Source organism: Bacteroidota bacterium, assembly GCA_019637975.1.
In the GTDB taxonomy this organism is placed as follows: domain Bacteria; phylum Bacteroidota; class Ignavibacteria; order UBA10030; family UBA6906; genus CAADGV01.
On sequence record JAHBUR010000005.1, the window covers coordinates 91,731 to 117,922 of the forward strand.

Annotated in this window: 21 protein-coding genes; 6 read left to right on the top strand and 15 right to left on the bottom strand. The window is 51.7% G+C overall.

What is annotated here, in order from left to right:
* Positions 1-22: 22 nt before the first annotated feature.
* The 4 genes from apbC to rpmE all read right to left on the bottom strand — a co-directional run bounded on the left by apbC (position 23) and on the right by rpmE (position 4,208).
* Positions 23-1,108 carry an iron-sulfur cluster carrier protein ApbC gene (gene apbC, locus KF749_03900; GenBank protein MBX2990296.1) on the bottom strand — a complete coding sequence of 362 codons (1,086 nt, stop codon included), beginning with the start codon at positions 1,106-1,108 and terminating at the stop codon, positions 23-25.
* A 55-nt stretch (positions 1,109-1,163) separates the two neighbouring features.
* Positions 1,164-2,381, bottom strand: coding sequence for a glycine C-acetyltransferase (locus KF749_03905; GenBank protein MBX2990297.1), 1,218 nt, complete (start codon positions 2,379-2,381; stop codon positions 1,164-1,166).
* Positions 2,382-2,421: 40 nt separating this feature from the next.
* Complete coding sequence (gene rsmB, locus KF749_03910; GenBank protein MBX2990298.1) at positions 2,422-3,819, bottom strand: 16S rRNA (cytosine(967)-C(5))-methyltransferase RsmB; 1,398 nt, start codon at positions 3,817-3,819, stop codon at positions 2,422-2,424.
* Between the two features lie 170 nt (positions 3,820-3,989).
* A complete protein-coding gene (rpmE, locus tag KF749_03915) occupies positions 3,990-4,208 on the bottom strand; it encodes a 50S ribosomal protein L31 (GenBank protein ID MBX2990299.1) in 219 nt (72 codons plus the stop codon).
* A gap of 170 nt (positions 4,209-4,378) precedes the next feature.
* Here rpmE and porQ point away from each other — a divergent pair, with 170 nt between their 5' ends.
* The gene (porQ, locus tag KF749_03920) at positions 4,379-5,329 is read left to right on the top strand and encodes a type IX secretion system protein PorQ (protein MBX2990300.1); all 951 of its coding nucleotides are present in this window, start codon (positions 4,379-4,381) and stop codon (positions 5,327-5,329) included.
* 70 nt (positions 5,330-5,399) lie between these two features.
* On the opposite strand, the gene KF749_03925 is transcribed toward porQ, so the two are convergent.
* The 11 genes from KF749_03925 to amrA form a co-directional block, all read right to left on the bottom strand.
* The gene (locus KF749_03925; GenBank protein MBX2990301.1) at positions 5,400-6,155 is read right to left on the bottom strand and encodes a ZIP family metal transporter; all 756 of its coding nucleotides are present in this window, start codon (positions 6,153-6,155) and stop codon (positions 5,400-5,402) included.
* Between the two features lie 5 nt (positions 6,156-6,160).
* Positions 6,161-7,306, bottom strand: coding sequence for a hypothetical protein (locus KF749_03930; protein MBX2990302.1), 1,146 nt, complete (start codon positions 7,304-7,306; stop codon positions 6,161-6,163).
* Positions 7,303-8,235: a CPBP family intramembrane metalloprotease gene (locus KF749_03935; protein ID MBX2990303.1), complete on the bottom strand. Its 933-nt coding sequence runs from the start codon at positions 8,233-8,235 to the stop codon at positions 7,303-7,305. The genes KF749_03930 and KF749_03935 overlap by 4 nt, the downstream gene beginning before the upstream one ends.
* Positions 8,236-8,315: 80 nt before the next feature.
* Positions 8,316-8,990, bottom strand: coding sequence for an OmpA family protein (locus KF749_03940; GenBank protein MBX2990304.1), 675 nt, complete (start codon positions 8,988-8,990; stop codon positions 8,316-8,318).
* A gap of 34 nt (positions 8,991-9,024) precedes the next feature.
* The gene (locus KF749_03945; GenBank protein ID MBX2990305.1) at positions 9,025-10,359 is read right to left on the bottom strand and encodes a glycine--tRNA ligase; all 1,335 of its coding nucleotides are present in this window, start codon (positions 10,357-10,359) and stop codon (positions 9,025-9,027) included.
* Positions 10,360-10,441: 82 nt separating this feature from the next.
* On the bottom strand, positions 10,442-10,879 hold the full coding sequence (locus tag KF749_03950) for a hypothetical protein (protein MBX2990306.1): 438 nt from the start codon (positions 10,877-10,879) through the stop codon (positions 10,442-10,444).
* Positions 10,876-11,658 carry an enoyl-CoA hydratase/isomerase family protein gene (locus tag KF749_03955; protein MBX2990307.1) on the bottom strand — a complete coding sequence of 261 codons (783 nt, stop codon included), beginning with the start codon at positions 11,656-11,658 and terminating at the stop codon, positions 10,876-10,878. Before KF749_03955 ends, KF749_03950 begins: the two co-directional genes overlap by 4 nt.
* A gap of 111 nt (positions 11,659-11,769) precedes the next feature.
* Positions 11,770-12,834, bottom strand: a complete 1,065-nt coding sequence (locus KF749_03960; GenBank protein ID MBX2990308.1) for a glucose-1-phosphate thymidylyltransferase — start codon at positions 12,832-12,834, stop codon at positions 11,770-11,772.
* Positions 12,835-12,838: 4 nt separating this feature from the next.
* Entirely contained in the window at positions 12,839-13,729 is an 891-nt protein-coding gene (locus KF749_03965; protein MBX2990309.1) for a DUF2520 domain-containing protein, read from the bottom strand.
* A gap of 33 nt (positions 13,730-13,762) precedes the next feature.
* Complete coding sequence (gene amrB, locus KF749_03970) at positions 13,763-14,617, bottom strand: AmmeMemoRadiSam system protein B (protein ID MBX2990310.1); 855 nt, start codon at positions 14,615-14,617, stop codon at positions 13,763-13,765.
* A gap of 9 nt (positions 14,618-14,626) precedes the next feature.
* Positions 14,627-15,181 carry an AmmeMemoRadiSam system protein A gene (amrA, locus tag KF749_03975; GenBank protein MBX2990311.1) on the bottom strand — a complete coding sequence of 185 codons (555 nt, stop codon included), beginning with the start codon at positions 15,179-15,181 and terminating at the stop codon, positions 14,627-14,629.
* 571 nt (positions 15,182-15,752) lie between these two features.
* On the opposite strand from amrA, the gene KF749_03980 reads away from it, so the two are divergent.
* The 5 genes from KF749_03980 (at position 15,753) to KF749_04000 (ending at position 26,183) form a co-directional block, all read left to right on the top strand.
* A complete protein-coding gene (locus KF749_03980) occupies positions 15,753-17,132 on the top strand; it encodes a sigma-54-dependent Fis family transcriptional regulator (GenBank protein MBX2990312.1) in 1,380 nt (459 codons plus the stop codon).
* Between the two features lie 1,255 nt (positions 17,133-18,387).
* Entirely contained in the window at positions 18,388-20,118 is a 1,731-nt protein-coding gene (locus tag KF749_03985) for a T9SS type A sorting domain-containing protein (protein MBX2990313.1), read from the top strand.
* A 384-nt stretch (positions 20,119-20,502) separates the two neighbouring features.
* Complete coding sequence (locus tag KF749_03990; GenBank protein MBX2990314.1) at positions 20,503-22,755, top strand: T9SS type A sorting domain-containing protein; 2,253 nt, start codon at positions 20,503-20,505, stop codon at positions 22,753-22,755.
* A gap of 168 nt (positions 22,756-22,923) precedes the next feature.
* Positions 22,924-24,306: a phosphoglucosamine mutase gene (gene glmM / locus KF749_03995; protein ID MBX2990315.1), complete on the top strand. Its 1,383-nt coding sequence runs from the start codon at positions 22,924-22,926 to the stop codon at positions 24,304-24,306.
* The gene (locus KF749_04000) at positions 24,303-26,183 is read left to right on the top strand and encodes a glycoside hydrolase family 127 protein (GenBank protein ID MBX2990316.1); all 1,881 of its coding nucleotides are present in this window, start codon (positions 24,303-24,305) and stop codon (positions 26,181-26,183) included. The genes glmM and KF749_04000 overlap by 4 nt, the downstream gene beginning before the upstream one ends.
* The last annotated feature ends 9 nt before the right edge of the window (positions 26,184-26,192 follow it).

Here is a 26,192-nt window from a genome sequence, read left to right on the forward strand (position 1 = left end):
ATGAAGGATGCCTTCACGGTATTCACATCAACTGAATATCGATTGCCGGTGCTGCTTCCTGCTGCGAGTTGCGGATACTGACTTGCGCCGCCAGATTGCGTGCGATGTTCTGGATAATATCCCCCTGCGCCTTGTAGCGCTCGTCAAAAACAACGGGCTTCCCGGTATCTCCGCCTACTCGTATTGATGTGTAGATGGGGATGTCGCCGAGGAACGGCACACCCAATTCTTCCGCTGCACGCTTTCCGCCGCCGTTGTCAAAAATTTCTTCGCGATGTCCGCAGTGGGAACAAGCGAAGTAGCTCATGTTTTCCACGATGCCGAATACGGGCACGTTCACCTTTTGGAACATGACGAATCCTTTGCGCGCATCGGCAAGCGAAATATCCTGCGGCGTCGTGACAATGACGGCCCCCGTCAGCGGGATGGTTTGCACAAGCGTCAGTTGAATGTCGCCCGTGCCCGGAGGAAGGTCGAAAACGAGATAATCCAACTCTCCCCAATCAACGTCAGACATGAACTGCTTGACTGCACCGCTCGCCATCGGGCCGCGCCAGATCACTGCCTGCATCGGATCGACAAGAAAACCGATGGACATTACTTTCACCCCGTATTTTTCCATCGGCTGAAGGCGCTGATTTTTCACCATCGGGCGTCCGGTCAATCCCATCATCAGCGGGATGCTCGGCCCGTAGACGTCGGCATCCACCAGCCCCACCTTTGCCCCGTCTTTCGCAAGTGCCACGGCAAGATTGACCGCAACAGTTGACTTCCCGACACCGCCTTTCCCCGAGGCAACAGCAATTGTATTGCGGACGCCGGGCAGCACATCCTCTTTCTGCTTATTCTCATGACGGGTGACGTTGGATGTCATCTCAATGGAAACCGCACCGACGTCAATCGAGCTGCGTATCGCCTGCTCCGATTGTGCTTTCAACTCGTCACGAACCGGACAGGCCGGTGTCGTGAGTTCAATGTCGAAGCTGAGATTGCGTCCATCGATCTTCACATTCTTCACAAAATTCAGCGCGACAATATCACGATGAAGGTCGGGATCTTTAACGACTTTCAATGCTTCGAGAACGTTGGCTTCGGTCAATTGTCTCATGGATTACTCCCTGTGGTTCTATCAATTCAACGAGACAGGAGTCTCGCTCTACCTCTCAGATTACTTTCATCCTCTTGCCGACTTTCTCGAAGGCTTCGAGAGCCCGGTCAATATCTTTCCTGCTCAATGCGGCAGAAATCTGTGCCCGCAACCGCGCTTCGCCTTTCGGCACAACGGGAAACCACAAGCCTTTGATGTACACGCCTGCCTTCAGCAACGCTTTACTCATGTCCTGTGCAACCGCCGCCTCACCCAACATAATCGGGACTATGGGATGATCGCCTTCGAGGATCGTGAAGCCGAGGCTGGCGATTTCTTTGCGGAAGTACGCGGTATTTTTGTGCAGTCGTGTCACAATCGACTTGTCTTTCATAAGAAGGTCGAACGCCGTTGTCGCACCGTACACAATTGGCGCAGGAAGGGAGTTGGAGAAGATATATGTTCGTGCCTTTTGCCGCATATACGAGATCAGCTCTTTCTTGCCGCTGATGTACCCGCCGGCGGCTCCGCCGATTGCCTTACCGAGTGTTCCGGTCAGCACATCAATCTTGCCGTGAACCCCTTTTGCTTCCGGAGTTCCGCGCCCGCGCTTCCCGCAGACGCCGACCGCGTGTGAATCATCAACAAACAGAATTGCGTTATAGTTCTTCGCTACCGCAACCAGCTTGTCGAGATGCGCAAGATCGCCTTCCATGCTGAACACGCCGTCTGTAGCAATAATCCGCAAGCGATAATCGGCGTTCTTATCTTCCTCAAGCTGCCGGATAAGATCATCCACGTCGTTGTGTTTGTAGATTTTCCTGTCCGTTATCTCCGCTTTGCATAACCGCTGTCCGTCAATGATACTGGCGTGATTGAGACGATCGGAATAGATGACATCCTTGTACGTTTCATATCCCAACTTCTCATTTGTTAACGAAGCAAAGAATGCTTCGTTTGCCGCCCAACAGGAGGAAAAGAGAATGGTGTCTTCCGTTCCGAGAAACTTCGAGATCTTCTTTTCAAGATCGAAATGAATACCCTGCGTGCCGCAAATAAACCGGACGGACGCAACGCCGTACCCGTATTCGTTGATTCCCTTGATCGCCGCCTTTCTGACTGCCGGATGATTGGAGAGCCCGACATAGTTGTTTGACGCAAGCATCACTACCTTTTTGCCATTCACGCGGACGACGCCATCTTGCGGCCCTTCAAGCGGTACTTCATACTTGAATGTTTTTGTTTCTTCAAGCTGTTGAAGCTCTTTTGAAACGAGTTCCAGATAATTCGGCATAGTGTATTCTCTTTGGATGTTGGTTGGTGGTGGAAAGCCCTTACCCCGCCTTCTTTACAAGCCGAGCGGCGAACGAGCCGTCCATTCCGTGCTTGTGCGGGAATGTTTCGACGAACCCCTCCGCATTCACGAGATCGCTGCTGAAGAACTTGCCTGCATGTTCCAATTCAAATTCCGGGTGTGTCGCAAGAAACTTCCTTACCACTTCCTGATTCTCCTCCGGCTCGGTCGAACAGGTACTGTACACGACCACGCCGCCCGGCTTGACAAGCCGTGAAGCATTTTCCAGCAACCCGGCTTGAATCTTGCTGAGCTTGACGATATCAGAAACATCCCGCTTCCATTTCAGGTCGGGTTTCTTGGTCAACACGCCGAGTCCGGAACACGGCACGTCGAGCAGCACACGGTCAACAGGGTCATACTCGAAAGACGACGCATCAGCAACAACAAGCTTCACATTCTTCAATCCCAATCTGTCGCACGCTGCCCTGATGAAGCTCAATTTCACTTCATACTTGTCGATCGCGAGGACTTCGCCTTGATTCTTCAGAATTTCGGCAATGTGAGTCGTTTTGCCGCCGGGAGCTGCACACATATCCATTACACGCTCGCCGGGTTGGGCACCGAGCAGGAGGCAGGGCAATGCGGCGCTTTCGTCCTGAATCGTAAACATTCCGCCCCGGAACATTTCATTTTGTCCGATACGCGGAAAGCTCTTTACTTTGATGAAGTAGTTGATATGGTTCGAGCCCTGATATTGGATTTGCTGGGCTTCAAATTGCCGCAGTAACGTCGCGGGCTCTGTCCTGAGTTTGTTGATCCGAAGAGTAAGGGGCGGACGCTCGTTGTTGACACTGAGCAACTTCCTGGTTTCTTCGCCGCCGAACCTTCCCACCCAACGCTTCACCATCCAATGCGGATGGGAGAACATAACGGAGAGGTACTGCACCTCATCATTCGCCGGGTCAGGATAGCGGATGCTCTCGATGTTCCGGATGATGTTGCGGAGAACTGCGTTCACAAGCCCGGCGGGCTTATCTCCCCGGATACGCTTGATAAACTCGACCGCTTCGTTGACAGCAGCCGGATGCGGGATTCGCTCAAGATACAGAATCTGGTACAAGCCGACTCGCAGCGCATTTTTTACATTGATTTCAGATTTCGCAAAATTCCCGTGCGAGAAGCCGTTCAACACCCAGTCGAGTTTGTTCTGCCAGCGCAGAACGCCGTGAACCAATTCCGTCAACAACCCTTTGTCAATATCGGGCAGGTCGCCGGAGCGAAGTTCGTTGTCCAGCAGTTTGTCGAGATACGCGTCCGTCCGCTCCACACGGTTCAGAATTTTCACGGCGGTGCCGCGAACCCCGTCATACAGGTTGCGTTTCTGTTCAACGGTATTATTATGCGTCTGATTTGTCATGATGCGGGATCGATTCATGGCAAGCGCAGGTGATGCAATGAGGAATACCGAACGAGGAATGCTTGATACATCCAAGGTGCATGAAGCGCGCTCAAGAAAATGTTGCGTACAAGACGACTGTGGCGCCCGACTGCCGACCGGCATGCACAAGGCGCCACAAGATTGTTACAGCGTACAACAGGCCTGCTCTATGCCGCCGGGGTTTCGGCCTTCTTCGCGTATTTCCGGTTGTATTTTTCAACACGCCCTGCAGAGTCAACCAGCTTCTGGCGCCCGGTAAAAAAAGGATGACAAGCGGAACAAATTTCAAGTTTCAAATCACCAATGGTTGTGCGGGTTTCGAAGGTGTTGCCGCACACACATGTGACGGTAGCTTTCTTATACATCGGATGAATGCCGGGTCTCATTCTGCCCCGTTCCTTTCAGCAAAACAAATGAATTCTTTGAATTAAGTGCATTAAAGATACACAAAACGTCGGAGAGACGCAAACCGACTTTCCCCGGCCGATTTCCTTGATATTTCGATATTGAATTGATAGATTGGAAGCACGCAGTTCACTTGTGAAGGAGATTCCCGATGAAACACACACGGTTGTTTGCGCTGGCAGTAGTCCTCGCATCGTTTCCACTCACTCTTGCAATAAGCGGCAGCAATTCGACGTACGATTTTCTCAGAACAGATGTCGGGGCACGCGCCGGCGCGCTGGCGGGCAGCTTCGTCACCATCACCAATGATCCCGCAACGATTTTCTACAATCCGGCCGGACTGGGCACGCTGGAGGAGCCAATGGGCTCGCTCGGGTTCTTCAAACATCTGCTTGATATCAATTCAGGATATGCAACATACTCACAGCCTATTTCCGACGTCGGGCATTTCGGCGTCGGTGTGTTGTATGTTAATTATGGATCGTTCGATGAGACGGATGACTTCGGTAACAAAACAGGAAATACGTTCAGCGCAAGCGATCTCGCATTCAGCTTCGGATATTCCAATACGATAGACGAGAATCTCTACTGGGGAGCGAATGCAAAGTTCATCTACTCATCCATTGCGGGTGTGAAGTCAACGGGACTTGCCGCCGATCTCGGGATTCTGTATACCATACCCGAAAGCCGCGTTACGCTCGGCGCAAGCCTTAGAAACCTGGGAACACAGTTGACCTCATATCTCTCCACGAAAGAGAATCTGCCTGTTGATTTTGTAGTCGGCGCATCTGTCGTGCCGAAAGGGATTCCCCTCCTTCTGAATCTGAATTTTCACAAGCTGAATGAAGAAGCAGAAACGTTCGGCGACAGGTTCAAAGCGTTTTCCATCGGCGGGGAGTTCACGTTAAGCCGCGTATTACAGGCGCGGGTAGGCTACAGCAATGAACAACGACAGGAATTGAAGACCGGAGCTTCCGCAGGACTTGCAGGATTTTCGGGAGGAATTGGAATTACTGTCAAGGAATACAAAGTGGATTACGCACTTTCGTCGCTCGGCTCAATCGGCGCTTTGCATCGTATTACCATAGGGGCGATTTTCTAACTTCCAACAGTCAGGACAACGGACAGCCGTTGCTCATCAAGAGCGACGGCTATTTTTTTGCGTTCGTGGTTCAATGAGCGTGATGAAAATAGGCAGACACCAGCATCTGGCCCACATAGAAGAGCGCCATCCCGCCAAACACAAGTACGGGAATTATCCGATTTTTGGAATGATTGATTTCCGGAATCAGATCGCTTGCACCGACGTAGGTTGCAATTCCTGCCGAGAAGGCAAAAGCCTTTCCCACAATTTCTTCATTCACGCTCGCCAGGAAGAACACACTGACGATGCCCAGCATTGTTGCAACCCCGATCGCCGCCGATGCGAGAAACGCGGTTCGCCTCCGGTGTTCCGCGGCCAGCATCACCGAAGCAATCGTCAATCCCTCCGGAATCTTGTGAAGAAGAACTGCTATGAAGATGAGAAGTCCGAGAGAGAAATCAAACTGCATGCCTGCCGAAATCGCAAACCCGTCGAAGAACGCGTGAATGAAAAGTCCCGCAAACGTCGACATGCTCGCAATCTTCGACACCATCACATCGCGATGCGTTTCCTCGCCGAAATGCAGGTGACCGACAATTGTATGTTCAAAGAAGTGCAGCACCGAATACCCCGCCAACATGTACAGAGGAGCCTCGAAACCCACGGCGTGAATCCCCTCGGGAATCAACTCCATGAACACAAGGGCGAGAATGAAACCGGCGCTCAGGGCAAGCAGGTATTCCTGGATTTTTTTGGGCCATTCTTTGCGAAGAACAACCAACGCCCCGCCGAGAATTTCAGCAAGCGCGGCAATGAGTCCGTAGATGATGATTGTAAGAGCCATCGGGATTATTTCATGTAGGGAGATTTGATGAACTGACGTGCCTGGCTGTGCGAGTCACGATACTCTTTCATTTCCAATACCTTGCGGTATTGGAGCATTGCAAGATCACGTTTCGACAACACATCGTGAATGTTGCCTGCCTTGAGGTTGGCCAGCACCATGAAGCCGGAAGGCCCGTCGACGTCGAGTTTTCTGCTCAACTCATCACAACGATAGAAGTGTTTCAGCCCGGCCTCCGGATTCCCGACCGTCAGTTCATACATTCCGAGGTAGTATTCCGCTTCGCGTTCCGTGCTTGCGCCGTATCCGCGCTGCTTTTCTTGACATCGTTGTGCGATAACACCGAATACCTCCTTCACTTTCTCCCAGTTTGCCGTCACAACGTAACATCGGCCAAGGTATTTGTGGAACAGCATATTATTGGGAAAACGGGCATGGAGTTTCATCGCCAACTCCAACGCCTGCGGATAATCCTTCTCAAACTGGTAATACAATTGCATCAGGAAGTAAGAAGACTCTATGCTTGCATACTTTCCTTTTTCCGCGGCAGCCCTGATCTGCCGGATGCCTTTTTCTTTGTCGCCCCGCGGAACGAACAGCAACAGGGGTTTCACAAAGGGGTATTCGTTGGGAATGACTTCGGCATAGTAGTTATAAATTCCCGAGCCGAGCAGGATGTCGTAGTTGTTCGGATCGAGGGATGACGCCTCCTGCACAATCGGTAAGGCTCTCCGCCCGGCATTTGCTGCGTCGAACCAAGAACTGCGGTGGGCCTTCAACCGTCCGCGGAATCCGATTGCGCCACCTTTGAAGAAGAGGGCCGTAACGTCATTCTCATTTTTGTCGAGCATCTTGTCGCAGAGTTCGACGACAGTCGAGAGTTCGTCGTAGAACCGGTCGTCATACTGCTCGTTTTCCATGTCAATAAGGATTCTCCACCACGTCACCATCGCACGGAAGAAATATCCCGCCGGATGATTCGGGCGCATCCTGACAAGTTCGTTGAATTCGTTGTCGGCATTCTCGAATTCAAGATTGTAAACGTATTCGATTCCCTTCAATGTTCTTGCGTCGAAATCCTCGTCACTTTGCGCCGCAAGCGGGGCGGAAACAAACAGACACAAAACTGCCAACCGGTACAAACGGATCACGCCGCTTTTCTCCTCTCCAGAAAATCAACAGTCAGATTTTCGTCCTTGCGCTCGAGTGTGACTATGCCTTCAAACGGATGCAGACTTCGTGACAGAACCAGATAGACACCGCACAGCAGAATCACCAACGTTGCCAGGGCGCCGCCTTCGGGACCGTACGCTCCGCCTGTCATCCACTCAGGCCCGAACTGTGTGAGTTTTGTAAGCTCGTACGACGTGAAATGCATGCCGCTCGTCGGGTAACCGAAGAGTGTTGTTTGAGAGAAGTTCCACGCAAAGTGAATGCCGAACGGCAGCCACAATCCCCGTGTGCGCCAGCAGGCAAGACAGAAAACAAATGAAACCAGGACTGTATTAATGACTCCAAATGCACCGGCGTTGGGGTTCCTGATGTGGGCAAAACCAAACAGTACGCCAACAAGTACAGCGGCCGGAATGAACCGTATGCCGCGCACGAGGGTTTGAAACAGATAACCGCGGAATAAGACTTCTTCGAACATTGCAGCGACCGCAAAAAAGACGATGGATATTCCGAACATCGTAAGTCCTTCAGTCCACGTCACCTCAACGGCAACCACCTTGACATATCCCGACAGGTACTGGATGCCGAAGATGGCCGTCATCATCAACCAGCCGATAAGGCATCCGATGCCGAGTTCACGCATCGTCTGTGCGTTGATTGCAAGTCCAACGGCAGTCAGCGGTTTGCGATTGACAAATTTCGTGACGAGAAATGTCGTAATCACCGTTGCGACGAGGGATGCCGCCGCAAGGGCAAAGGTGTCCTGGATTCTCAAGAAAAGAATGAGAGGAAGTGTCACGGCCGCCGTTACGGCCGCCAACACGATCAGAAAGAGGGCAATTTGCCAACCTGCCCGAAGCTCATCGAATTGGTTTTTGAAGATGTTCTTCACATTCATGCGTATCATCCCTTGTACACAAAAAGGGTGGGCATGAGCTCCCACCCTTCAGCCGGAGGAGGCCGGCTTTTGCTTGTACGTTATGCGCCTCAGTAACGAAGCTGGTTCTTTTCCGCAGCTTCTTTCAGATCGTCATTGGCAAAGATGGCAATTTCCACGCGACGGTTTTGCCTTTTCCCGTCGGCTGTTTCGTTACCTGCAATCGGCTGCAATTCGCCATAGCCCACGGTGGTAATCCGTGTACCTACAACACCCTGACCTTTGGTATAACCTGCAACTGAGTTTGCCCGTGCCTCGCTCAGCTTTTGGTTGAATTCTTCCGAGCCGTCAGAATCCGTATGTCCCTCGATGAGAACGTTCGTATCTTCGTACTTGTTCAATATCACCGCGAGCTTTGCGATATTGGATTGTGCTACGGGCTGCAACGTTGACTTACCTGTTTCAAACAGAATTCCTGAATCGAATGTGATTTTTATTCCTTCACCCACACGTTCGACCTTTGCCCCCTCGATATCCTTCTGGATTTCTTCGGCTTGTTTGTCCATATACCGTCCAATCAACGCTCCGGCGGTACCGCCAACAGCAGCGCCTATAATTGCACCCAGCGCCGTGTTACCTGCCGCCTTGCCGATTACTGCTCCCACAGCACCGCCGGCAGCAGCGCCAATTACCCCGCCCTTAACCGTTTTGCTGGCGCTGCATCCCGACATGACGATCGCTGCAACGACCAGTACCGCTATTACCGATTTCCACGATGTTTGCATAATGCCTCCCTGTTTTTCTGATTGTCTATGCGATCTACAGGCTGATACCGCTACTAAGATAATTCCGGACTTGAGAAATTGCAACTCTTTCTTGCTTCATTGAATCACGCTCACGGACGGTGACAGTTTGATTGGCAAGCGTTTCGGAGTCAACCGTAATGCAGAAGGGGGTCCCGACTTCATCTTGCCGCCGGTAGCGCCGGCCTACTGCGCCGCTGTCATCGTAGAACACACGCATATGCGGGCGCAGCTCCGCTTCGAGTTTGCGCGCAATTTCGGGCATACCGTCACGATTGACAAGCGGGAACACGGCAGCTTTCGTTGGCGCGAGGCGGGGATTGAACCTCAACACGGTCCGTACCTCGGTTTTGCCGTCGGCTGTCGGCGCCTCCTCTTCGTTGTACGCATCAATCAGAAACGCCATGAAGGAACGACTTGCCCCGGCCGAGGTTTCGATAATATAGGGAGTGAACTTCTCTTTCGATTCCTGATCGAAATACTGCATCGATTTGCCCGAGTACTTTTCGTGTTGAGAGAGATCGAAATCGGATCGGTTGTGAATTCCTTCTATCTCGCCCCAACCGAACGGGAATTGATATTCAATGTCGTACGCGTCTTTTGCGTAGTGAGCGAGCTTGTCAGGTTCATGTTGATGCCATTGCAGCTTCGCGTTCGTCATTCCGAGATCGACAAACCATTGCATCCGTTCGGCCCGCCACTTCTCAAACCACTCAACATCGGTTCCGGGCTTGACGAAAAACTGCATCTCCATCTGCTCGAATTCCCGTGTGCGGAAGAGAAAGTTCTTCGTGTTGATTTCGTTGCGAAACGCCTTGCCGATTTGCGCAATGCCGAACGGCGGCTTCTGCCGAGAACCGGAGGCAACGTTCAGAAAGTTGACAAAGATCCCTTGCGCTGTTTCGGGGCGAAGGTAGACGACGGCGCCTTCGTCTTCCACCGGACCGACAAAGGTCTTGAACATGAGATTGAATTGACGGGCTTCGGTGAACTTCCCTTCCGCCTGACACTTTGCAGCTTTTCGCCCTTTATACGCGGGGCTGCCGCACATCGCCTCTTCCACCTGGTCGGCGCGGAAACGAGCTTTGCATTCCTTGCAATCCACCATTGGGTCGGTGAAGTTGGCAACGTGCCCCGATGCTTCCCATACGCGAGGATGCATCAGAATAGCGGCATCAATGCCTTCGATGTCTTCGCGGTACGTCATGGATTGCCACCACGCATCCTTGATGTTGCGCAGCAACTCGACGCCCAACGGACCGTAATCCCAGCAGCCGTTGAGGCCGCCATAGATTTCGCTTGATTGAAATACAAAGCCCCGCCGCTTCGCAAGCGAGACGATTTTATCCATGATACCGGCCGTATTGGATGGTGCCGGTTTCTGCGGCTTCTGTTCCGTACTGATGACTGTTTCTCCTTTCAACCTCAGGTTGCTACTGTGTTTCTTGCTTTATCGTGAATACAATACTCTGGTGAATCACTCCGTCCTTCTTGATGTGCATCGTGACGGATTTATCTTCCGATCTTTCCGTAGCAACAACCGTTGCCCCGAACGGAACAACCGCACGACTCAGATCGTAATTGAAATTCAACGTGCTGAAAGTTGACGGAACGGCAACACGCATCTCTGTCCGCGAGAATGTCCCGTTGTTGCTTCCAACCCGTCGGATTCGCACGGATTTGAGGTCGATGTTATGCCCGGCAAGCGACTGCCGCACTGCTGTTTGCAGATCGGGTATCGATGTAACCGCCGGCCCCTCCCGATTCGCAGTGTGAAAGAACATAATCCCGGCCGTAACGGAAATTACCAGCACGCCACCAAAGGAAAGCAGGAGAGTCCGCCTCGATTGTTTGAAATTCTGCCGACTCATTTTTTCTTGAAGACGGGCTTTCTTTTTTCAAGGAAAGCCGCCGTTCCTTCCTTGAAGTCCTCGCTGTCACAACACACACCGAACAGCGACGCTTCAAGCTTCTGCCCGTCGTTGAGCATCGTTTCTTGCGTCATGTTCACTGCCTTGAGCGCCATCCTGATGGCGATTTGTCCTTTACTTGCAATCAACTCTGCCATCGTCAATGCAGCACTCATCAAATCGGCTTGCGGCACGATTTTGTTGACAAGCCCGACGCGCAGCGCTTCTTGTGCATCCATTTGATTTCCGGTGAGGATGAGTTCCATCGCCCGGCCTCGTCCAATTAAACGGGCAAGCCGTTGCGTGCCGCCGTAACCTGGAATGACCCCGAGGTTTACTTCCGGTTGACCGAACTTCGCATTTTCCGAGGCGATACGTATGTGACACGCAAGCGCAAGCTCGCAACCTCCGCCCAGTGCGTAGCCGTTGACGGCTGCAATCACGGGCTTACCGAGGTTCTCGATCAAATCAAATACTTCCTGTCCCTTGGCGGAGAATTCCTTGCCCGTTTCCGAATTCAACACCGTCAACTCCTTGATGTCCGTACCGGCAACGAACGCTTTCTCGCCCGCTCCCGTCAGAATCACAACATCCACACTGCTGTCTGTTTTGATTTGTGAGAACACTTCCCGCAACTCCGACTTTGCTTGCGCATTCAGCGCATTCAGTTTGTCGGGACGGTTGATGGTGACGGTGGCGATTCTCTCGTTCGTCTCGAAAAGTAAGGTCTGAAGGTTCATTTCTCTATCGATCTGGTTACTGATTACTGATTACTGATTACTGATTACTGATTACTGATTACTGATTACTGATTGCTGATTACTGATTGCTGATTACTGATTGCCAAGTTACTACGCCACTTCCACCCTGCTCTGATCGCCAATCATGAATCTGTGAACTCGCGGCTTTCCCGTCGCTTCAACAATCTCGACGTCGTTGCCGAGAATGCTTCCCTCAAGCCGCAATCCTACATCAACAATCTTGCAGTCTCGCAACACAATGCTGTACTCGACTTCGCTGTTCCGAACAACAGTCCGGTCGCCGATCGAGGCAAACGGCCCGATGTAGCTGTTTTCGATGATGCAATTCTTGCCGATAATGACCGGCCCGCGTATCTTGCTGTTGAGAATGCGGGCTCCGCCTTCGATGACGACTTTCCCCGCGACATCGGACTGGGCATCAACTTCTCCGTCGATGCGCGGCGCAATCGAATCGAGTATCAGCCGGTTTGCTTCCAACAAATCAACGGGTTTTCCTGTGTCTTTCCACCAACCTGTGATTTCCGTGTAACCGACTTTGAATTTCTTGTCGATAAGATATTGATGGGCGTCGGAGATTTCAAGCTCGCCGCGGGAACTCGGTTTCAGCGCTTTGACCGCCTCGAAAATATGGTGGTCGTAGAGATAGATTCCTGCAACGGCGTACTGACTCTTCGGGTGGGAGGGTTTCTCTTCGACGCCGATAATCTGCCCGTTCTTGATTTCGGGAACGCCGAACCGCTCGGGGTCTTTGACTTTCGACAGCGTCAGAAAGCAATTGCAGCCGCTCTGTTCGAACTCGTCAATGAACCGCTTGATTCCTCCGACAACCATATTGTCGCCGAGATAGAAAATGAACTTGTCATTTCCCGCGAACTTCTCGGCCAGCATAACGACTTGCGCGAGTCCGCCCGGAACCTCCTGCGGAATGTAGGTGATCTTCACACCCCATTTTGATCCGTCGCCGACGTAGTCCGGCACTTCAAGACTGTCGGCGTTGTGCACAATGGCGATTTCCTTGATACCCGCATCAGCCGCCGCCTCAATCGAGTAATACAGTATCGGCTTGTTGGCAATGGGAATAAGATGCTTGTTTTGTGTATGCGTAATCGGACGAAGCCGGGTGCCGCGTCCGCCGCTTGCAATCAATGCTTTCACGAAGTCAGATCCTCATATTGGAGAAAATCAGATTGTACATCATTCTTGCCTGTTCGTGGTCAATGGAGCCCTTCATCTCGGCAAGCCTCGTTGTTTCCGCCGACATCGAACCGTAGTACGGAACAAGATTCGACGCGAACTGTTGCAGTGCTTCGAAGTGATGCGACACCGTTTCGACTCCGCCGCGGGCAATCGGCCCGCTCAATGATTGTGCGGGAGATGTTCGCGCAGCATTGTGCAATGCCGCCATGATGATCGGTTCGAAGACGGGATAGAATTTCTTCTCATTCGTCTTAAGAGCTGCAAACATCTGCTCGAGAATCCACAACAATGTTGTCACGTGGTTTGAAGCAACGACGCAGGCCGCGTGATAGAATGTCCGCATTTCAGGCTTGATGTAGATGGTTTTGCCTTTCAGCTTCGACGCGAGCAGTTTCGCTTTCCGCATTGCCGCGGCATTGCCGTCAACCCCGTAGTAAATTCCGCGTACTGTCGGCAGAATATCCTTCGGCTCAAAGTCACGCGGGAATGTCTGCAAGGGATGAAAGGAGAAGACTGTGGCGCCTTTTGCAGCAAGCGGCTCAAGCACATCGGCGTTCTGAATGCCCGAGGCATGACACACGGAGAGTTTCTTGAAATCGAGATGCGCAACCGCCGCGAGTTTGTGCGCGACTTCTTCAACAACCCTGTGCGGTGTTGTTATCATCACCAGATTCGTTCGCGGAGGAATGGCCGCCAGAGATGTCGAGACGTTCCGGCACCTCACGTATTTTCCCGTCTTCACTGCCGAACGGTTGCTGCGCGACACGACCGCAACGATCTTATCCCCGCTCGCAGTCAGAATCTTCCCCAGCACCGAACCGACTTTGCCGGCGCCGACAATTGCAATATTCACTCCCTGAGACCTTTCATTCGGTTGGTGGTACGTCTATGCCGGGACATCGGGCGCAGGGCTTTCATAGACTACTGCGGATACATACCCGACAACACTGCTGTAATCCCCGGTCGTATCGCCGGAGGTCGCGTAGTGCAGCACTTCAATATTCTTCACGCCGAGACGGTCGAGCGCGGAGAGTACCGCAACAGTTGGTCCGCCGCCGCACGCTTCAGTCCGCCGCGATTCCAGATCGCGCATCAGTTGTTCATAATCGAAATGCTCAATGTCCCTGATCATGACATCATCAAGATGTCTTGCAGTACCGGATGCATGGAAGTGGGACAAATCCGTGCTGGCCACAAACAACGCATTTTCGCCGCGGACTGCAGCAGCGAGGGCTGCGCCGAGATCAAAACAGCATTCCGCCGCCTGATCTCCGGCAACAACCGGCAACACTTTGAACGATTGCAGCGCCTTTTGCAGGAACGGAAGCTGCACTTCCAGCGCGTGTTCACTCCGGTGCCCGTCCTCCGAAGCATAAATAGTGGCATTCGCATCAAGCAACCGCTCGCGCAGGGCTGTGTTCACTTCAACCGCACCGAGCGGCGTCACGTACAGATCACCTGAATACACGGAGACACCTCTGAAAAACTCCCGATGACTGGGCGAGACTACAACAACGGTGTCGTACGCCTCACCCCGAAGCATTGCGTATGCACACGCAGCCGTCAAACCCGAATATACGTATCCGGCATGCGGCGCAATGATACCGCGAATTCTGCCGGCAACGCTTCTCCTCTCCGCTTGTTCGAACAAGCTGTCAATTTCTTCAGCCAATTCCGCAGGGTCGGCAGGATAGAACATCCCGGCAACGACGGGAAAGCGTGCTGTGCGCGCTGTGCTCATGTCCAACTCCTAATGAAGCACATCGGCTTCCTGAGCAATCTCTGCTTCAAAAACAAAAAGTTCCACCTCCGGAAATCGCCAGGCGTACGGTGGAAGTCCGGCTTTTTGCATCGCTGCTTTGAGGAAAGTCTCGCGGTCGAGAGCATATTCTGCCGCCACCTGGGGAAGAAGCAACCCGCGTTGTTTGCCCAAGGCAACTACCAATCCGTGCATGCCGAGTTCAATCTCCTCGGACCCGGTGATGCGGTGGAGCGGAGAGAGAACCGACACCTCGAGAGTCGCCTCTTCCACTTCCGCTAGTGTCATTGGAGGAAAACGGGGATCGTCAAGAGCCGCTTTTACGGCAACTTCCGCTACAACTTCAACGACCGGTTTTTCCGATTCGATCTGGCCGATGCACCCGCGCAATTTGTGGTCAATCCGGATTGTCACAAATGCTCCGGCAGATTGTTCCAGACCCCCGGTTGTTGAAGCGGGAAAATGAAACTCCTGCCGCTTCAACGCGCATGTAATGGCCTTGCGCGCAACAGCCAATAACTCCTGCTTCTCTTCCTGCGATAACATGGCCTTTAGTCCCGTTTTTCCCGGAAGAAGCCGCTCTGAACAAAGAAAACCTAACTAAAAACCGTGCGAGTTTCAAGCAAGCAGATCCCGCGGCACCCCGGAGATATCTGAAGAAAATCACGAAAGAATTCTCGAACTTCATTTCGTGGGATTCTCTTTTGACTTTTGAAAACGACAAGCGTATATTTCGGCTGAACGTTTACCTACCTCATTCATCCGGTTCAAGTTCATTCTCATATCATCGATAATTAGACTTACCGCTTCAGCAGGATCTATCAGGGCGTCCGGCTACAGCACGGTAATTCCGGCACGATTCAATCGAGAACCAGGAACTCGATCGAAAACGGCCGCGAGTTGTGCAGAAAGGCATAGTAGTTCATAGCTGTGTGCTTACTGCGCGACAAATTCTGCAATTCATTGCAACTGGGACGATATCCAAGAAACAGAAGCAAATTGAATGCAGAACAATAAAAGTGCTACTATGCTTTGACTATCTGCCGGCATATTCCTATTCCGGACGCCGGTGTAAACGCTCCGCATACCTCTGCGGAAACAACTTTCGGGAGGGAATATGGATACCCTGCTTCTTGTCGACCGCGACAAATCGTTTCAGGAACGTGCAGCTTCCTATTGGGGAACGCATTTTTCCGTCATCTGCGCAGACAGCATTAACCCGGCACTCGAAGCCCTCACAACACGCAAAATCGATGTAGTGCTGATCGAAATCTCGTTCCTGACCGGAGATGTGAACCTCATCACCCGCATCAAGAAAGAATTCGATCCCCATCTTCCTGTGATTGTTCTGTGCGAACAGGGCAACCTCGATCAGGCTATTACCGCGATGCGAAGCGGAGCCTACGATTTCACACTCAAAGGACTCAATCCCGAACTCCTCTTCGAAAAAATTGCCGGCGCCCTCCGATTCCGGGAGTCGGAAATGCATCTGCAGCTCCTTCACACAAACGCTGCCGAAAAGCACGATCGCTTTGTGTTCGCAAGTGATGCCATGAAGAAAATCCATTTTGAAATCACCCGACTTGCAGAGCAGAATTTTGATGTGCTACTGTGCGGAGAAACCGGAGTTGGCAAGGACTTACTGGCGTTCGAACTTCACCGTCGCAGCAGCCGTGCGGCAAAGCCCTTTATTACGCTTCCCATGCGCTCGTTGAGCGAGACGTTGATCGAATCCGAGTTGTTCGGTCACGAAAAGGGGGCGTTCTCCGGAGCCGACAGTATGAAAATCGGAAAACTGGAAGCCGCCAACCAGGGAACATTGTACATTCCGGAGATTTCAACACTCACTGAATTGTTGCAGTTGAAGCTTCTTCATTTTCTACAGTACAAAACCATCACGCGGGTCGGACAGGATTCGAGAAAGCCGGAAATACCTCTCGATGTCCGGTTGGTGTTTGCCACGAACAAACGTTTGGAAGATGAGGTGGAAAGAGGACATGTTCGTGAGGATTTCTACTACCGAATCAGCGGCGTTACGATCATGATCCCGCCGCTTCGCGAACGGGTCGACGATATCGAGCCTCTCTTCAGGTACTTCCTGGGCAAGTACACGCCTCTGACAACTGCGCTGCCCTTTTCCATTGCCGACGAACTTCTTGATGCTCTGCGGCACTATCGGTGGCCCGGCAATGTGCGCGAGATTGAGAATTGCGTGAAACAGATTCTTGCAAAGTCAAGCAACAACATGCTGAACATATCTAATCTTCCGTTCTCGGTCGAAAGTGCCGAAGCAGGTGAAACCTGTCGCGTTTGTCTCGGGACAAAGTTTGCGAATTTCACCAAGTACTCTCAGGCTGAGACACAATTCAAACGGGCATATTTTTCCGTTCTGATGGAGCATGTCGGAAATAACATTTCACTTGCCGCGAAAGCAGCCGGAATGACACCGCAAGGACTTCGCAAGGCACTCAAAACATTGACTCTGGATAGACATTGACTTTCTGCTCATACCGTTTGTACCATTCCTTCGAGAAACGCTTGTTTACGAAAAAGTAACCTGAGTTTCTTCCTCACTCCAACCTATCCATAATAAGCTTCAAAAAGGTATCAATTTCGCCGGGTAATCGCTGGCACGTCGTTGGCGAAAGCTAACCTGAATCCAGATGTTGAGTGTCTCTTTCCCCAAGAGAAGAGGAGTGATTCAGAACGCAGCCAATCAAGGTCGGGATGTTGTTGTACGAACCCGATACAAACTCTGTCCGCACTGCGCCAATTTTTCCGAGTTTTCGGCGCAGCAGGTCTTCTGTATTGTTTGTGGTGTTAAGTTGCTTGAGGATTGCAGCCAATGTCGGGAGCCAATAATCTATCCAACGGCCCGATACTGTCCGGCGTGCGGAACACGGTTGGTAAGAAACGGGAGAGATTCTGAGCTTACATAACTCCCGAAGATTCGCAGAGGAAATATCTAGAGGTCGCATACTAATTTGTTCAACAATCAGAAAGGGGGTATTGACGCACTTTGTATGAAACGGAAACCCAACACTTCAGTTGAAGTCCCCCGTCTCCCAAACGAGAGAGAGACTCAACAGCTCATTCACAATTCAGGAGACACAACAATGAGAATCGTTTCTTTGTGTATTGTTTTTCTTTTCGTCTGTTTGCTTTTGTGCAGCAATAGCGACGCCCTCGCGGGTGTTGGTACGGTTACGGTACAACTCAAAGCGAGCGATGGAATTGCCGGCGTTGCCAATGCCAAGGTGTCGTATTTCAAGGGTGGAAAGCAGCTTCTCGGTTATACTGATGCCAATGGTGATTTTAGTGCCTACATTACAGACATTGCCGGCACCACGACAATTCACCTCGAGCCTCCCTCCGGAGGAAACAGAATATGGCTTCTAGTTGATCCGGGAACCAATCCGACACTCACAGCACAGATGGTTGCCGTAACCATTGATCTAAAGACCTGTGCAGGCGCTTCACTGACGGGTGAGGCCTTCTATTACAAAGGTGGATTTACGAGCTTGGGCAATACTCCTGTCATCGTCGACCTTCTTCCTTACACGGGTCTCGGCCCCGGCCAGGGCAACTACGATTTCCAAGTGAAATATGATGGTCGCACAAGCCAGATCCACACGCAGGATGTTTCTGTTGATCCAGTTGTTGTTTTCAAGACAACAAAAGTCTCGCTCTTCGGCAGCAATATCCTCTGGTACAATAACGGATGGAAACCATTTACAAGTCCCAAGGAGGTAATGGGGGGTACAAGCAATAGGTACGGCAACATTGCGTGGGCTGATTTCAAATTTGATGGTTCAGGAAGTCCAACCGTCACGATGAACATTGATGGCTGCAACCTCACAGGTGGGTACCTGAAATTGGTAGATGAAGCAGGCAATCCACTCGGCAATTTCCCTCCTGAGTATCCGGGAGAGACACGCATTCTGAAGTACAAGTATCGTTGCGGCGGCACTTGGGGTCCTGAGACCGCGTTCAAGACCGATGCCAACGGCAAGTTCTTCTACGCGATCGACGCAGGTTGCACCAACTGGGACAAGAAGATCACGCTGACTCTGAATCAGACTTCACTGGAACAAGATGTAACTGTCAACTCTGTTTTCCAAGCTGCCAAGGTGAACGTTAGCCTGGCTACGTGCAATCCCGCTGCGCCTTTGGCAGGTGGCGTCGTGGAACAAGGCGGCGGCCACTGGTACACCCATGGCACAACGAACGGCACAGGTACAGTGTCATTCTACACATTCCCCGGAAATATCAAGGTGAGGATGAGCTACAACTACGGGAGCCAAACCCTAAACTCGGTCCCAATTGTCGCTGGCGTCAATCCTATCAACTTCACGACAACCACTGTGAATTTCTACTATGGCGGGACAATAAAAATCCAAGTTGGCGGATGGCCTACTATAGCGATGCCGATTGAACTTCTTCCCGGTACATACGGGTTCAGATTCGGCAGCACACAGGTAAGCGGAATTAGCATTAGTAGCTGCGAAATGAACAAGGCATTTCTCACCGTTGTCGATGAGAATGGTAACGGTGTTGCCGGCGGCAAAGCGAGACCGGCGTATGGTGGCACGTGGGGCTCCACGCTTCCGGGTGAAACGAATGCCAACGGAATCTTGCTGGCTGACATACCCCCTGGATTTACCAAGATTGAAATGACGGTCAATCAGGGTTCACAGGAACAGACGTTGGCACAGTTGAACGCCTCTAACTATAAGTGGGTTACTCAAATTCTTCGTGTTTGGCTCCATGACCATGCCAACGCGGCGATCACTGATCAACTCGGTGTTCTTGACCAAGGTGGCGGTCATTGGGTCACGTGGGGCAATCTTAATGCTTTGGGATATAGGGATGTTCAGCTATTCCCTCGATCCGGTGCCTACACATTCAGGATGAACTACAATTGCAATGCACAAACACTGAACCCTGTTGTGAGCGTAAGCGCTGGAATCCAGAATTTCTACTTCCAGACTGGTGAGGTTATTGGTCCCACCGCGACGCAATATCAGGGCTGCGGGTGGTCCACATTTACGAATCCAATGGAGCAGATGCCCGGTACCCGCGCATTCAAGTTCAATGATGGCACTCCGCAAACCAACTTCACAATTGTTGCGGGGCAGATACTCACAATTCCGGCGGGAACGTACACACTGCCAAAAGAGCCTGTTCCCGAACAGCAAACACCGACTACGTTTGGCCTCTCGCAGAACTTCCCGAATCCTTTTAACCCATCCACGACGATTCGTGTCGCCCTTCCTGTTGACGCAACTGTTAGCCTTGTTGTGTACAACACGCTGGGTCAGAAGGTGGGAGAGTTAATGAACGGAACCGTGAGCGCTGGCTATCACGATGTCACGTTTGACGCAAGCAACCTTGCGAGCGGGCTCTATATCTACAGAATCGCTGCCCGAGGAGCTGACGGCAAGGAATTCAGCAGCGTCCAAAAAATGTTGCTGATGAAGTAAGACCTGAAGGCCCAGACTGTTTGGGAGACAGGCGGTTTCGTTTGGGTCGTCGAAGACGCAGAGGGCACTCCAACAGATTCGTCTGAGGGAGTGCCCTCGACTGTTTTGCTGATACCCCAGAAATCTGCGGCCACAGAGAAGAAACTGCGGATCGTGAGTTGGGGGAAACTCTGGTTCTCAGAGGGGTAACTACTGTTTCTTTTGGAGATCTTTGAACATGAAAGACCTGTAAATACGCTGGTCTTTCAGCATTGGCAGTACGGCATGACTTTTGGCTTCACCTTCATCTAAAACAGGCTGTACCCGTCAAGTGCCTTGCTCAAATAGTTGCAAGGATTTAGAAACAACAACAACTCCATCAAACTTAGAGAGGGGAGTACAACCATGAACAAAAACAAGTATGTTGTCGCGACGATTGGTGCCATACTCGTGCTGATAATCGCGATGGGAACTGCATTTTCTCAGACGATTCCTGTTACTGTTTGCCTCAAAGCAAGTGACGGAATCACTGGATTGCAGGGTGCGGTGGTAGAATACGCCCCAGGCGGAACATGGTTTTCTTTTGGAACCACTGGTATCGACGGTTGCGTTTCTCTGGGGCTTGATGCGAATTATACCAATGTGAAGATTAAGATTGCGTACAACCAAGGGAGTCGGCAGCTCACTCAGAACATACAGACGAATCCCAGCTACAATTTCCAAACCAGCGAGACTTTCGTTCAAGTGATTGATCATCTGGGCAATCCAATCTCAGGTGCACTTGTTAGTCAAGGTGGTGGTTACTGGTATGATCATGGCTACACTGGCGTTGATGGAAAATACATGCTTCAGTTGTTTCTACCCGATTTGTACAAATTCAAGGCAACGGTGAACCATACAAGCCTGACTCTAGAGAGCCAGCCAATGCCAATAGTGTTCCAGACCGGCTTGGTGCGGCGGGACAATGACTATGCAGGCACAATCAGATCTTCATTGATTGGAGGTTGGCAGTATCTTTGGCCGACTCCCGGTTCATCAGTTGAGATGCTTCCAGGAACATATTCCATGCAGTACAATCCTATTCCCGCTGGCGGATCGCCTGAGGCGGTAACGGTTGTTGCCGGGCAGGTCAAGGTAATTCCATGGGGTGGCGCCGTCACATCATACACTCTTACGTATACAGCTGGTCCAGGCGGCACGCTCGCAGGCACGACCCCACAGACTGTAGCCTCAGGCGGAAACGGGACACAGATAACGGCAGTACCCGATCAAGGATATCACTTCGTCAGTTGGAGCGATGGCGTGCTGACTGCATCGCGAACGGATGCGAATGTCACGGCAAACATTGACGTGACAGCGAACTTCGCCCTTGACACGTATCAGTTGACTGTTATTTCAGCGCCGGGCGGTTCCATCACAGCACCCGCTGCCCTGCCAACAGCCGTAGAACACGGCGTCCCGACACCGATAACGGTAACCCCTGTAGCAGGTTATACGTTCAACGGGTGGATTGTCGAAACGGGTACGGCAACTTTGGCTGATGCATCCCAGTCGAGCACAACCGTAACATTGACCTCAGGCAACGCTACCGTTAAAGCAACATTTACAGGTCTACCCGGAACCATTTGCGGTACAGTGAAGGCAGGTACTGTTCCGCTGGAGAATGTAAAAGTCGAGTTACGCGATGGCAATGGCGAATTAGTGGACTGGCTCTACACCAATACTGCGGGCTACTACTGTTTCAACACCGTTAATCCCGACAACTACCAGGTACTCATTGTCAAACCGCTCGGGTATGCCATTGATCCGAACTATCAGAACATAGCTCTCATGCCCGCAGAGACAAGAACTGTGGATTTCGTTCTCACAAATGTTGTTCTCTGCAACAGGGCGAGGGACTTCTCCTATTGGAAGCATCAGTTCGAAACACACAGGTGTCGCAGGCATAATTGGCAGGAAAGCCTTGAAAAACTGAACGGCTACATTGCCGCCGTGCATCAATATTATACGCCGCACTTCCCGATATTTGCAAGCCTGACTGACAAGGACAATTGGGAAGATCTCTTCACAATGCGCAGCAATCACCCGATGCGAAAGAAGGCCATCAAGCAATTGGCCGCCCTTGTAATGAACTTCGTCTCGCTGAAGATCGGGCAAAACACCATCGTCACCAGAGACAACAAAACAGCTGGCGATGTACTGACGTACGTGTCCCAACTCGTCACCAACAGCACCTCGAATGACGATAACCTCGCCCGCCAACTCGCAATGAAGGTGAACGATGGCGACAAGATCCCCGCTGGAATCGTGCCTGATGGATCAATTCTGTACAAGGGGAGCAGCGGAAATCACAACATCAACTGGGGATTCGATATCCCGAAGGAATACGCCCTTGAGCAGAATTATCCGAATCCGTTCAACCCCTCGACGATTATCAGATTCGCTGTTCCTGTCGAGGGGAATTTGAGCCTTGCAGTGTTCAACACTCTTGGTCAGCAACTCATGGAATTGATGAACGGAACGGTGAATCCCGGAACGTATGAGGTTCAATTCGAAGCATCGAGTCTTGCCAGTGGCTTATACTTCTACAGAATTGCCGCCAAGGGGTCGGATGGCAGCACGTTCAGCAGCGTCCGAAAAATGTTGCTCATGAAGTAACCATCGCAATATCAACGACTCAACAGGAGGCACATACGCAAGTGTGTGCCTCGCCTTTTTTCCACCCATTCGCTGCGTCATTGCAACTCTTTTCTGACTTCCCTACCTTGGGAAGGCTTAAACCGGTCAAATTCCAGATTTCAAATTCCAGACTCCAGACTCACATTCATGTCCCTCATGATCTCCATCTCCGGCATCCGCGGGATTGTCGGAGAAAGTCTTACGCCCGATGTCGTTGTCAAATACGCTGCGGCATTTGGTGAGTACTGCAAAAGGATCAATCCTAAAAACCCCGAAGTTGTGCTGGGACGGGACGGCAGAATCACCGGCAAAATTATCGCAAACATTGTCTCTTCCACCCTTCTTTCCACGGGCGTGAATGTACGCGCTGTAGGCATTTGCCCGACGCCGACCGTTGCGCTCGCAATAGAACAACTGGGAGCGGCCGGCGGAATATCCGTGACGGCAAGCCACAATCCAATGCAATGGAACGGACTGAAGTTCTTCGCTTCCACAGGATTGTTTCTTGATGCAGAGGAGAACAAGGAAGTTTGGAAGACTGCCGACAACAACGAGGCGACGTTCACTTCGTGGGAGAAGATCGGCACACATACAGCCGATGATTCCTGGATTCGGAAACACATCGATGCGGTGCTTGCTCTCCCCTATCTCGATATCGAGAAGATCAGAAATAGAAGGCTGAAAGTTGTGCTGGATGCGGTCAATTCTGCAGGCGGCATCATAGCACCCGTTTTTCTGCGGGAACTCGGTTGCGAGGTCGTCGAAATGAACTGCGACGTCAGCGGTGTATTTGCACACACGCCGGAACCGATTCCCGAAAACCTCACCGATTTGTGCAATCGCGTCAAGTCGGAGAAGGCCGATATCGGTATCGCGGTTGACCCTGATGTTGACCGGCTTGTTCTCATTACAGAAAACGGAGAGCCCTTTGGCGAGGAATACACAATTGCCTCGGCTATAAAATTCGTTTTGGAAAAAGAAAAACAAGCCGGCCGGACGTTCACACAGTCCGTTGTCGTCAACCTCTCGACAACTCGCGCAGTTGACGACATCGCCGCAGAGTACGGTGCAAGAGTCCACCGCACGCCAGTTGGCGAAATAAACGTCGCCAAACACATGAAGAACATCGGTTCGATTATCGGAGGCGAGGGAAGCGGCGGCGTCATTCTCCCTGCTGTTCATACGGGACGTGACGCCATTGTTGGGATTGGTTTGATTCTGCAATTGCTGGCTGATTTTGGTGGAACAGTGTCTCAACTCAAATCGAGCCTGCCTCAATATCAGATAGCAAAAGGTAAGATTGAGTTGGGCAAGATTTCACCGGATGATGCACTGAAAAGAATCCGCCGGTCGGTCAGTGTCGATGCACGCGTAGACACGAATGATGGCCTGCGCATTGATTATGCCGACTACTGGGTTCATCTGCGTAAATCCAACACCGAGCCTATCGTGCGTGTGATTGCCGAGGCGCGAACTATGGGAAAGGCCGCAGAAGTCGTTCAGAAGTTCAAGCAACAGATCTTGACGTGAACGCGCCTGCAAAAGCAGTTCTTGCTGCACTCTCAGCCGGGCTCGCCGCCTGGCTTGCCAACCCGCCATTAATTACCGAGCAGACAGGGAGCCGCTTTCGATCTGCCGCAATACATCCCGTTGCCGATGTTTTCACTCCCCTGCCCCCCTCGACTGTGGAATTCAGCGGATTTCTGGAAAGAAGGTACAACGCGAATATCAGTAACTGGCTTCTCACAAAAAACGAGGACTCGTTGCTCTCGTGCTACACCCGACGCCCGGGCGCTTATGCATGGCAGGGTGAGCATGTCGGCAAGTGGATTCACGCGGCAACGCTTGCATGGGCTAATACGCGCAATGCCGAACTGCGTCGGAAACTGGATCGTGTCGTGGCAACACTTCTCTCAACACAACTCGATGACGGTTATCTCGGCACGTACCCTATCGGTTTTCATTGGAGCAGACGGAATGAATACAAATGGGATGTGTGGGTTCACAAGTACAATCTTATCGGATTGCTGACGTACGCGGAGTTCACCGGATCCGCAGAAGCACTGAAGGCGGCCAAGAAAATAGGAGATCTCCTGATTTCAACATTCGGGCCACGCGGAAGGATGAGCCTCAACAAACAAGGACCGCACAGCGGTATGGTATCCGGCAGTATTCTGGAACCTGTTCTCCTCCTCTATCGCGCAACTTCTCAAGAACGCTATCTCCAATTTGCCCTCTTCATAACGAACCAGTGGGAACAATCGGGCGGCAACAAACTCATCAGCTCCCTCACAAACGGAACTTCCGTTCGCAACACGGGCAACGGCAAGGCATACGAAATGCTCTCCTGCCTCGTTGGATTGAGTGAACTCTATCGCGCGACGGGAGATTCAACGTACTTGCTTCCCGTCCTGAACGCATGGAACAACATCAAACACCATCAACTTCTGCCGACCGGCAGCGGAAGCCGTGGGGAGTTCTGGCTGAAAGAGAATGACACATGCGGTGACGCGTGTGACGGATTGGGTGAAGTGTGTGTTACCGTCACGTGGATGCAGCTGAACCAACAACTGCTCAGACTAACAGGCGATGTTCGTTACGCGGATGAATTGGAACGGACCATCTACAACCATCTCGCATCGGCTCAAAAGTCCGATGGCTCCGCATGGTCGTACTTCACAAATCTGCAAGGGAAAAAAAACTATTCTCCAAAACAAACCTGCTGCTCTTCAAGCGGACCGAGAGGATGGGCTTCCCTGCCGATGTACGCGTACATGCTTGCGCAAGATGGTGTCGTTGTCAATGTCTTCTCAACCGGCAAAGCGACGATGACACTTCGCTCTGGTGAATCAGTAACAGTCACTCAAACGACAGAGTATCCCGCGAACGGAGATATCCGCCTTGTTGCCAAGGCATCAAACCCTGCAAATTTTGCGGTTTACATCCGTATTCCATCATGGTCTCAACTGGAAGACAGACCGCCGGTATCCGGACAATACTCACGCTTCATTTCAGATGAGAATGGCGTTTTGGACACTCGTCTACGCCTTAAAATCCCGACCTATTTCGAGAGAAATCTGCTTAACCCGGCCTCCGCAACACTTATCCGTGGCCCGCAAGTTCTGGCTCTTGACGGGAGGTTCAATCCGCCGTCGACACTTGCAAATCCTCCTAATCTTCAAGTATTCCCCCAGTTTGCCGAACCTATACAAGGGTCATTTGACATCGACGGTCAACCTGTTTACAAATTGCTGGCAAATCGTTATACTGCCAAGGCAAAACCGGATCGTCCCGATGCCATCGTGCTCATGCTCAGTCCATTCTCATCAGCCGGTGCTGAGGGTACGTTCTACAGAGTGTGGCTCCCCGTTGCCCGCGAATCAAGCGCAACTCATCCACAGCAATAACAACTTCTG

Excerpts from the sequence above, each read along its gene's own strand:
- apbC (MBX2990296.1), bottom strand. The coding sequence starts at position 1,108 with ATGAGACAATTGACCGAAGCCAACGTTCTCGAAGCATTGAAAGTCGTT.
- KF749_03905 (MBX2990297.1), bottom strand. The coding sequence starts at position 2,381 with ATGCCGAATTATCTGGAACTCGTTTCAAAAGAGCTTCAACAGCTTGAA.
- rsmB (MBX2990298.1), bottom strand. The coding sequence starts at position 3,819 with ATGAATCGATCCCGCATCATGACAAATCAGACGCATAATAATACCGTT.
- rpmE (MBX2990299.1), bottom strand. The coding sequence starts at position 4,208 with ATGAGACCCGGCATTCATCCGATGTATAAGAAAGCTACCGTCACATGT.
- porQ (MBX2990300.1), top strand. The coding sequence starts at position 4,379 with ATGAAACACACACGGTTGTTTGCGCTGGCAGTAGTCCTCGCATCGTTT.
- KF749_03925 (MBX2990301.1), bottom strand. The coding sequence starts at position 6,155 with ATGGCTCTTACAATCATCATCTACGGACTCATTGCCGCGCTTGCTGAA.
- KF749_03935 (MBX2990303.1), bottom strand. The coding sequence starts at position 8,235 with ATGATACGCATGAATGTGAAGAACATCTTCAAAAACCAATTCGATGAG.
- KF749_03940 (MBX2990304.1), bottom strand. The coding sequence starts at position 8,990 with ATGCAAACATCGTGGAAATCGGTAATAGCGGTACTGGTCGTTGCAGCG.
- KF749_03945 (MBX2990305.1), bottom strand. The coding sequence starts at position 10,359 with ATGGATAAAATCGTCTCGCTTGCGAAGCGGCGGGGCTTTGTATTTCAA.
- KF749_03950 (MBX2990306.1), bottom strand. The coding sequence starts at position 10,879 with ATGAGTCGGCAGAATTTCAAACAATCGAGGCGGACTCTCCTGCTTTCC.
- KF749_03955 (MBX2990307.1), bottom strand. The coding sequence starts at position 11,658 with ATGAACCTTCAGACCTTACTTTTCGAGACGAACGAGAGAATCGCCACC.
- amrB (MBX2990310.1), bottom strand. The coding sequence starts at position 14,617 with ATGAGCACAGCGCGCACAGCACGCTTTCCCGTCGTTGCCGGGATGTTC.
- amrA (MBX2990311.1), bottom strand. The coding sequence starts at position 15,181 with ATGTTATCGCAGGAAGAGAAGCAGGAGTTATTGGCTGTTGCGCGCAAG.
- KF749_03980 (MBX2990312.1), top strand. The coding sequence starts at position 15,753 with ATGGATACCCTGCTTCTTGTCGACCGCGACAAATCGTTTCAGGAACGT.
- KF749_03985 (MBX2990313.1), top strand. The coding sequence starts at position 18,388 with ATGGGGGGTACAAGCAATAGGTACGGCAACATTGCGTGGGCTGATTTC.
- KF749_03990 (MBX2990314.1), top strand. The coding sequence starts at position 20,503 with ATGAACAAAAACAAGTATGTTGTCGCGACGATTGGTGCCATACTCGTG.
- glmM (MBX2990315.1), top strand. The coding sequence starts at position 22,924 with ATGTCCCTCATGATCTCCATCTCCGGCATCCGCGGGATTGTCGGAGAA.